Genomic DNA, 9,101 nt, shown 5'->3' on the forward strand with positions numbered 1-9,101 from the left:
AACTCACTTCTACGTTGTAAGTTTCGCAAAGGGAACAACCATTTACGTCAACTTACGCCTTGAATTAAGCTGTTTTCCCTGCGTAAAATTTAGATCACATACTTAATGTAATCGGTATAAGCATGATATTACTCCCAACACGTAACGGCCCTCTTTTCTACAGGCGAAAAAAACCAGCCGTTAAGCTGGTTTTTCTGTATAGCTTTAAATATTAACCTTGGTTAACATCATCACCGCCAGTACCTGTACCTGTACCTGTACCTGTTGGTTTCGGAGTAGGTGTCACTACTGGAGTAGGTGTCACTACTGGAGTAGGTGTCACTACTGGAGGTGGTGTTACACCGGCTGGAGGTGCAGGTTGCTCTGGACGCGTTTCTGTCTCAATAACAATCTGTGGTAAGTCATCTGCTAGCTTTTCAGTATCAACGCTACCATCTTCTTTAATAATAAGGGTTGGAATAGCAACATCAACAGTAAAAACAAGCTCAGATAGATCGCCATCAGCAGCCTCCACTGCAGCAATTTGTGTTGATACAGCTTCCGTTACTTGAGGTAATACTGTTTTAAACACAGCTAAACGGTTTTCAGGTGTATCATTCTCACCTAACGATTCAATCATCTTAATAATTGTCGCAAAGGTACTCTCTGCAAGTACACGTACTTGTTGAGATACTTTAGAGTTTGCAGAATGTGAACCGAAATCAGCAAACAGGTCAAAATCACCAACAATATTAGCCGCATCTGGACCTAAAAGCGCAATAACACCGTCCATTAACTCTTTATCTGATTTACCTGCGTTAGCGGGATCATCAGCAAGTGTTGCTGCCATATCTGTATATGGATTAATAACACGCTTACCTTTTAATGAACGCATTGTATGCTTCCAAGGCTGATCTTTTTTGTCATGATCATAAGTATTTTCGTTACCTACAATTTTAACAGCACAATTGGTTATTAGTGAATCGACAATATCAATTTTAGCAATACCACTAGCATCGGTAACACCTGTATATTCCATCTCTCCGCAGGTGGCTGTAACATCGCCTTTAACAATATACCCATCAATTGCAGTGATACTGTTTACATTTTCTGTAGGGGCAATTGCATCACTACCACAACCAACGAGTGCTGCTGTTGCAAATCCCATTGCGATCACTAATTTATTCAGTTTCATAATTAACGTCCTTAATTTCCATGGTTTTAGTTTAAAGTAACTTGCACTATTATATCGTTGATATAGTAGATTTAATATACTAATACTTGACTATTTTATTAATATTTTTATAAAAGTAAACTGAGTATAATCATAACTTCTCTATCTACTACTTTTTATTCGAAAATTATGCTTTATTTTATATATTTGAGATAACTCTCACGTAATCGTTGCGCGTGACTGTGTATATAGGTAGCCGATAAACGATCGCGATTATAATATTGCTGTTCAATATTATATTGTAGGTTAGTTTTAGAAGAACGATTACCACCAATATAATTCGCATGATGATTGATACGAGAACGATAACCAAACGCCCACTGCTCTAATGTTTTCACCTGAAAACCAATACTTGGTGATGCATTTTTTCTTGTGCCAAATGGAAATATAAAATTCAATCCCGCATACTCATGATTTTCAGCATAACCATCACGCGCACAGGAATATTGTGTTTTACTGCGATCACAGGTGGTATTTTGATAGGTTAACTTTACCGCCATATCACCAAACCATTGTTTCAAACTAAGACTAGCACCGAGATCGCCCGCCCAGTGTTGTCCATACACTCCCTCAATAGCAAGATCTAAAGGACGTAAGTAATAACGATAAGAAACTAATAAGGGCTGATAACTATAATCGGTATCTTTATGCTTAAAATCTGCCACTTCTGTTTTGAAACGGTGATCCCCTTCTGGTGACTGCCAATAGGTTTCATTTAATACACCTAAATAGTTTTTATATATTTGTCCGCCACTAAACTGGGTGGTAAAACTTGCAGGTAAGCCAAAGGCCTGATGAAACAGAATACGATCAACTTCACTAACATGACGACCATTCTCAAAATACTGCCCATCATCATAACTATCTGAGTGTGTAATAGGCAATAGATGGCGCACATCCACAACCCCCCCTTTCCACAGTGACATCTGTATATTACTACTCAGTGCCAAAGAATAATCAAATACACCAAACTCTGTGCCCATCGCTGAGCGTAGATGTGGCGAAAATATAAAACGCGGTACAAAGTGACTTGAAGCTTCACGTTCAGAACTCCATTTAACCTTGCTGTTTTCGATAGGTTGGTTAGAGATAAGTAGGCCATGATTCACAACAAGGGCTTCTGAATTTTGATTCAAAAATTTTCTGTATTGCTGGCTATCACCCTGCACTTTTACCACTGAAATTTGATTATTTAATAACTGTAGCTGGAAAGTTTCAGCATCACTATTATCCATGATCAAACCAAGTGCCACACCAATCCCATCTAACTCATTCCAGTTGAAAAGGTTATTTTCCAATACCACAACAATGGTTTGATTTAACCAACCAACCTGTACATTTTCAAAACCATATTCAACAAGTGTTGTTAATAGTTGCTGAGCCTCATTTTTTTGTAGCGTTTTTTCTGAAAGCACAGCGACAGAGGGAATGTTGGCGACCTCTTTTGTCACTTTTTTGTTTTCATTTCCAGCTTTTTTAGTAACCTCAGCCCGTTTTCTTTCATCATTCGATGCAGACTCCTTAACCCCAGCAACACTATAACGATCGGCAGCCTCACCAATAACAAGCGGCCACGTTAACCCGAAACCAAGCCACTGATTATCTCTGTTTTTTGTAATAGAATCGGAATAAAGTTGATAAGTTACATTTGCCTTCCAGCCATAAGGTAACCACTGATCATCCGACAATAGTTTTATGCCACTATTAATACCCGTGCCATCATGTTCAGCAAGTAACTGTAACCAAGGGAGAGGCTGCCATTCAATGCCAGCAAACGTCCCTTGTAAATAACCACTGCCCATCTGATTACCCGCATCACCCTGCCCATAACCCGCAGTTAGACGAAAGTGATAAAATGTTTCTGGAAACAATGATTTTGAAGCAACCGCATAAGCATTTTTATGGTGGCTAGCTGCACCACCGTAATCTTGCACACCCACTGCAAAACTGAACCACTCTTCAGGTAAAAAAGGTTTAAAGTCATATTTTGCAGAAAAAGAGAGGTCGCTTGAATGCCCAGATCCCCATCCAGGCCCATCACTTATCTGTTTATGGGCATTTTGCACCGTAAACTCTAAGCCCGGCAACAAACCAACCCCCATCAAAATGGTTTTATGTGCACCACAGGCATAACAAGTCTCGTAATTGATATTCTCTTCCCATTGATAATTAATGGATAACTTACCAAAAGGTAATGCTTCTGCATGTGGGATGCGTAATATACCCGTGAAGCCTGTTTGTGCCATGGAGCTAGTCACTGCAATAACAGTTGAACTATTAATGGTTAAAAAAGAGAGTAATAAAGCATTGAAGAGGGGGCGCATAAATCATCCTTGTTAATATTCTAAGTAGCAGGATAAGCATTTATGACAAAAATGAAACAAAAAATGAAACAAAAATTATAAAATGGATGAAACGTGAGGTTAAACTCACGTTTTATTTAGAAATACAGAGGACTTTTAGCTTTCTTCAGCGCACCTATTATTAGATAGTTGCGCTTGATCATCCAGTGCATACCAATGGGTTATTTTCTGCTCTAGCAGTTCCACGCCAATCCCTTTTAACGATGAAAATAATTCTACCTGTACATCACCCTCAAAGTTTTTAGCTTCCTCACGCATTTTAAGCAGTGTTGCTTTACGCGCGCCCGATTTTAACTTGTCCGCTTTAGTCAGCAACGCTAAAACAGGAATGTCAGCATCGATTGCCCAGTAGATAAGCTGTTGATCAAGCTCTTTAAACGGGTGACGAATATCCATTAATACCACTAAGCCTTTTAATGACTCACGATTTTGTAAATATTCACCTAATGATTTTTGCCACTTTAACTTCATCTCTAACGGCACTTTTGCAAAACCGTAACCCGGTAGATCGATTAAACGTTTGCCCTCTTCAACCTCAAAGACATTAATCAACTGAGTACGACCCGGTGTTTTACTGGTTCGCGCTAAACCCTTTTGACGCGCCAAGCGATTCAAGGCACTTGATTTCCCTGCATTTGAGCGCCCTGCAAAAGCGACCTCAATACCTGATTCAGGAGGCAGATGTTTATCTAAATGACGAATATCTGGTGCACTAATTAAAAAATGCGCTTTTTGAAAATGTATTTTTGGAAATTCCAAGATATGCCTCGCTTTAGTCATGTAGCAAAATTGTTACTTTTATTAAACTTGTGTAAACTACAGTTATTAAATTTGGATAAACAACCGTTATTATTTTGCGTGCATCATAACACGCTTAAACATACTTTAAAAAATGGATAGTTATGAATAAATTATTAGTGACATTAATTGCTTTAGTCGGTTTCTCTAACGTAGTCATTGCACAGGGAGACATTGAAGCAGGTAAAGCAAAATCAGTAACGTGTGTTGCGTGTCATGGTGATGATGGCAATAGCCCATCAAACCTCTATCCAAAAATTGCAGGACAGCATAAAAGCTACCTAGCAAAACAATTAACACAGTTTAAAAATGGTGAACGTAGTGACCCAATTATGATAGGCATGGTCGCGGCACTTTCTGAGCAAGATATTGAAGACTTAGCGGCTTATTACGCATCACAAACAGCGACACCTGAAACCGTGTCACCAGAAGTAGCTGCTGCGGGTAAAAATTTCTATATGGGAGGCGACAAAAAACGTGGCATTCCAGGTTGTACCGCTTGTCATGGACCACGTGGTAATGGTTTAGAACTTGCAAAATTTCCTAAAATATCTAATCAGCACCCCGCTTATATCAAAGCACAGCTGGAAAAATTCCGCAGTAAAGCACGTAATAACGATCCAAATGAGATGATGGTTGATATCGCCGCAAAATTAACAGATGCAGACATTGAACTGTTGTCTCAATACATTTCAGCATTGCATTAATCTGTCACTGCTTAGAAGGCGCTTCATTCTTGTGAGTGAAGCGCCTTTTTTTATGCGCTAAAAATTAAAACCTGCTATTCTTCTCGGGTAATAAATTACAACTAATTTAAGGTAGAAAAAGATGTCTCGTACTAAAAAAAGCCGTAATGCAGGAAACTCTGAGCCGGGTTATACAGGCCAACGCAAAGAAACATCACCAAATGCACAAGAATCACGTGATCGTAAACGCAAAGCTAAGCTAAAAGGCAATAAAGCGGGCGCACGTAATATAAGCGAGTCAAAACAAGCACAGCAACGCAATGCCAAAAAAGTGATCAACGATAAACGCGCAGGCAGTAAAAAAGCGATCTCTTTAACTGGCAAACCGGAAGTGCAACCTGAGACACCTAAAAAAGTGCTACAGCCGAAAGCTAAAATGGTAAAAAACAGTGTTGAAAACAAGCTATCTCCAGAAAAAGAGTTAGCGCTTATTGAAAATGACCAGCGTTTAAACGATCTGCTTGAGCTGTTAGATAACGATGAAGACGTTTCACAGGAAGATAGCTCTTGGGTTGATAAGCAGATGTCTCGCCACCAACAGTTAATGAAACAACTAGGCTGGTTAGATGAGAATGGTGAAGAAGATCTTATTCAACAGTTTGAATCTGCAAGTTCTGCACTTGATGAGTTTAAATAGGAAACCATAACAATGGATGTTCAGCTCTTATTAGCACTCTTTTCTGGCATTATTATTATCGGCCTCGCATTTTATGCGGGGTTGTTAATCAAACGTATTAAATTACAAAAAATAACACAAGCAAAAGTAGAGACTGAAAAAGCACAACAGGTTATCCTTAAAAAAAAGCAACGTAACGACAACATTTGTGAAAGCATCCGCTTTATTGCTCGTGCAACAGCGCAAAAACAGTGTAACGTTTCTGAAGCATCGATTCGCTTAAGTGTGCTGCTAGAGACCCTGTTGGTTGAACCTAAAATAGAGATTGATCATCGTTACCCTGCTATCTCTGCTTTATTTGAAAATATTAAAGAATTTGCAACACATGCAGAGCGCAAGCAGATGGATAAAAAACGCTTGAAAAAACAAGATAAGCAACGTCAAGTTTTTGAAGATAAATTCGAAGATGCGATCATTAAAGAAGCACAACTATTAGAAAATTTTTCAATATAAAAAGAGAGAATTAAGATGGAAAAGCTCGTTTGGGATCAAGCACTCATTGAAAAATACAATTACAGTGGGCCACGCTATACTTCTTATCCAACGGCCTTAGAATTTAATGAAAGCTTCAATTATAAGGACTTGCTTCAATCAGCAAAAACCTACCCTGAACGCCCGCTTTCCCTCTATATCCATATCCCTTTTTGTCATAAGCTTTGCTATTTTTGTGGCTGTAATAAAACCATTACTCGTCATCAAGAAAAAGCAGATAAATACCTAGATTTTCTTGAAAAAGAGATAAAAATTCAAGCGCCACATTTTAAAGACCGCCAAGTTAGCCAGTTACACTGGGGCGGTGGCACACCCACCTTTTTACTGCCTCCTCAAATCACCCGTTTAATGGATATTTTACGAGCCAACTTCACCTTCAGAAGTGGTGCAGAGTTAAGCATTGAAGTTGATCCTCGTGAAATTGAACTCAGCACTATCGACCACCTTGCTAAAGAGGGTTTTAATCGCCTCAGTTTAGGCGTACAAGACTTTAATAAAGCGGTGCAAAAAGCGGTCAATCGTGAACAAGATGAACAGTTCATTGAGAAATTACTGACACGGGCGCGTGAGCAAGGTTTCCAATCAACCAATTTAGATATGATTTATGGTTTACCTCTGCAAACCAAAGAGACCTTTGCCCATACGCTTAACAAAGTATTGGAGCTTGATCCCGCACGTCTCTCTATTTTTAATTATGCACATATGCCCAGTATTTTTGCAGCACAGCGTAAAATCAATGAAGATGATATGCCAAAACCTGCTGAAAAACTGGCCATGTTGCAATATACCATTGAGTTTTTAACCCAATCAGGTTATCAATTTATCGGTATGGATCACTTTGCTAAACCCAATGATGAACTGGCTATCGCACAGCGACAAGGTATTTTACACCGTAATTTCCAAGGTTATACCACGCAAGAAGATGCCGATTTGCTTGGCATGGGTGTTTCAGCGATCAGCCAAATCGGTCACTGTTATTCACAAAACCAGAAAAAACTATCAACCTATTACACGCAAATCGAAGAGATGGGACACGCACAATGGCGTGGTGTTGGTTTAAATGCCGATGATTTGATTCGCCGTGAAGTGATAAAAAAACTGATCTGTAATTTTAAGTTAGACATTAAAGAGATTGAAGCAACCTTTGATCTTAACTTTAAAAACTACTTTGTTGAAGACATTAAACTACTACAGTGCTTTATTGATGATCAACTGGTCAGCATTGATGACAATGAGATAAACGTACATCCTAAAGGGCGTTTATTGATCCGTAATATCTGTATGTGTTTTGATGTTTACCTGCGTAACAAAGCGCGTCAACAACAGTTTTCACGCGTTATTTAATCATGCACAGTAATATAATGGGCAATTACTACATTGGCATCATGTCTGGCACTAGCTTAGACGCGATTGATGTGGTGATTGCTCAGCGTACAACACAAGGGTTTCAGCAGGTTGCAGGTTTTGCGCCTGTTATGCCAAAGAAACTGCGCAAACAACTGCTTACGATTTGTAATGATAAACACGTTAACCTACAAACACTCGGCGAAGTAACCCATCAATTTTCTCAACGCTGCGCGATGGCGGTTAATCAACTTTTAAAAACTGCGAAGTTTGATGCGAAGCAAATTAGTGCCATTGGTAGCCACGGACAAACTATTTTTCACGACCCACTGGGGAAATATCCGTTTACCCAACAAATTGGCGATAGTAATCTCATTGCTGCCCAGACTGCGATCACTTGTGTCAGTGATTTTAGAGGCATGGATATCGCTTACGGTGGTCAAGGCGCGCCGTTAGTACCCGCTTTTCATCAAGCACTGTTTGCCAAACAAGGTGAAACACGCATCATCCTTAACATGGGTGGTATTGCTAATATCAGTATCTTAGGGGCAGATAGTAGTTTACTTGGTTATGATACAGGGCCGGGTAATATGTTGATGGATGGTTGGATAGAGCAATGCTTAGGACTGCCCTTTGACAAAAATGCGACTTTTGCACAACAAGGTACGGTACAAATAGCGCTATTAGATAAATTATTAGAAGATGATTATTTTTCCCTACCCGCGCCTAAAAGCACTGGTCGAGAAAAATTTAATCTTGCTTGGCTAGAAGCGCATTTGATCCATTTTGATCTACAACAGTGCGATATTCAACGCACGTTATTAGAATTTAGCGCCATCACCATTTGCGATCAAATCAAATTACACAGTGATAAAGCCGATGTTTTTGTTTGTGGTGGAGGCGCACTAAACCCACTACTCATGCAACGATTACAAGCTTTAATGCCAAATCATCATATTCAAGATACCCAAGCCTTAAATATTGATCCGATGTTTGTTGAAGCTATCGCGTTCGCATGGCTTGCAGAACAACGTTTATTAGAAAAACCGATTCCACTTAAAGCGGTCACAGGTGCAAAAAAAGACGCTATTTTAGGCTGTGTCTACCTGCCTTAGTAACAGGGCAAACGGGTTTAAAACAAACAGAATGAGTTTGCTTTCTGGTCAGTTGTTAATTCAAGCATCAAAAGGCAGGACTAAAGTCCCACTTCCGATGAATAATTAGCTTACTTTTGGGAAGTGGGACTTTAGTCCTGCATGTTTTCATTTATATAAATAGAGACTAATTCCTTCAATCAAGAAAAATCACTGGATTGGTGGTTAACTGTACTTAATACCAATCCGCATAAGTATCTGATCTATCTTGTTGGTTAAAATAATAAATAGCGACGTTGCATTCAATCGCAATAGCTAGCTATTACTCAATCATGCGCCTTGCTCTTCATCATTTTCCCTCAACAAGCCCTGATC

The 9,101-nt window shown here is 39.3% G+C and carries 8 protein-coding genes; 5 read left to right on the forward strand and 3 right to left on the reverse strand.

Going from position 1 to position 9,101, the window contains the following annotated elements; genetic code table 11:
- Positions 1-211: 211 nt before the first annotated feature.
- From G322_RS22435 to yihA, 3 genes are all read right to left on the reverse strand, one after another.
- The gene (locus tag G322_RS22435) at positions 212-1,174 is read right to left on the reverse strand and encodes a hypothetical protein (RefSeq protein ID WP_022942545.1); all 963 of its coding nucleotides are present in this window, start codon (positions 1,172-1,174) and stop codon (positions 212-214) included.
- Positions 1,175-1,347: 173 nt separating this feature from the next.
- Entirely contained in the window at positions 1,348-3,537 is a 2,190-nt protein-coding gene (locus tag G322_RS0114935; protein ID WP_022942546.1) for a YjbH domain-containing protein, read from the reverse strand.
- Between the two features lie 135 nt (positions 3,538-3,672).
- Entirely contained in the window at positions 3,673-4,335 is a 663-nt protein-coding gene (gene yihA, locus G322_RS0114940; RefSeq protein WP_022942547.1) for a ribosome biogenesis GTP-binding protein YihA/YsxC, read from the reverse strand.
- Positions 4,336-4,478: 143 nt separating this feature from the next.
- Here yihA and G322_RS0114950 point away from each other — a divergent pair, with 143 nt between their 5' ends.
- From G322_RS0114950 to G322_RS0114970, 5 genes are all read left to right on the forward strand, one after another.
- On the forward strand, positions 4,479-5,081 hold the full coding sequence (locus G322_RS0114950; RefSeq protein ID WP_022942549.1) for a c-type cytochrome: 603 nt from the start codon (positions 4,479-4,481) through the stop codon (positions 5,079-5,081).
- A 121-nt stretch (positions 5,082-5,202) separates the two neighbouring features.
- On the forward strand, positions 5,203-5,757 hold the full coding sequence (gene yihI / locus G322_RS0114955) for a Der GTPase-activating protein YihI (protein ID WP_022942550.1): 555 nt from the start codon (positions 5,203-5,205) through the stop codon (positions 5,755-5,757).
- Between the two features lie 12 nt (positions 5,758-5,769).
- Positions 5,770-6,249, forward strand: a complete 480-nt coding sequence (locus G322_RS0114960; protein ID WP_022942551.1) for a DUF2489 domain-containing protein — start codon at positions 5,770-5,772, stop codon at positions 6,247-6,249.
- Between the two features lie 15 nt (positions 6,250-6,264).
- The gene (gene hemN / locus G322_RS0114965; protein ID WP_022942552.1) at positions 6,265-7,632 is read left to right on the forward strand and encodes an oxygen-independent coproporphyrinogen III oxidase; all 1,368 of its coding nucleotides are present in this window, start codon (positions 6,265-6,267) and stop codon (positions 7,630-7,632) included.
- Positions 7,633-7,649: 17 nt separating this feature from the next.
- Entirely contained in the window at positions 7,650-8,747 is a 1,098-nt protein-coding gene (locus G322_RS0114970; RefSeq protein WP_022942553.1) for an anhydro-N-acetylmuramic acid kinase, read from the forward strand.
- Positions 8,748-9,101 lie beyond the last annotated feature (354 nt).

Source organism: Psychromonas hadalis ATCC BAA-638, assembly GCF_000420245.1.
Lineage (GTDB): Bacteria > Pseudomonadota > Gammaproteobacteria > Enterobacterales > Psychromonadaceae > Psychromonas > Psychromonas hadalis.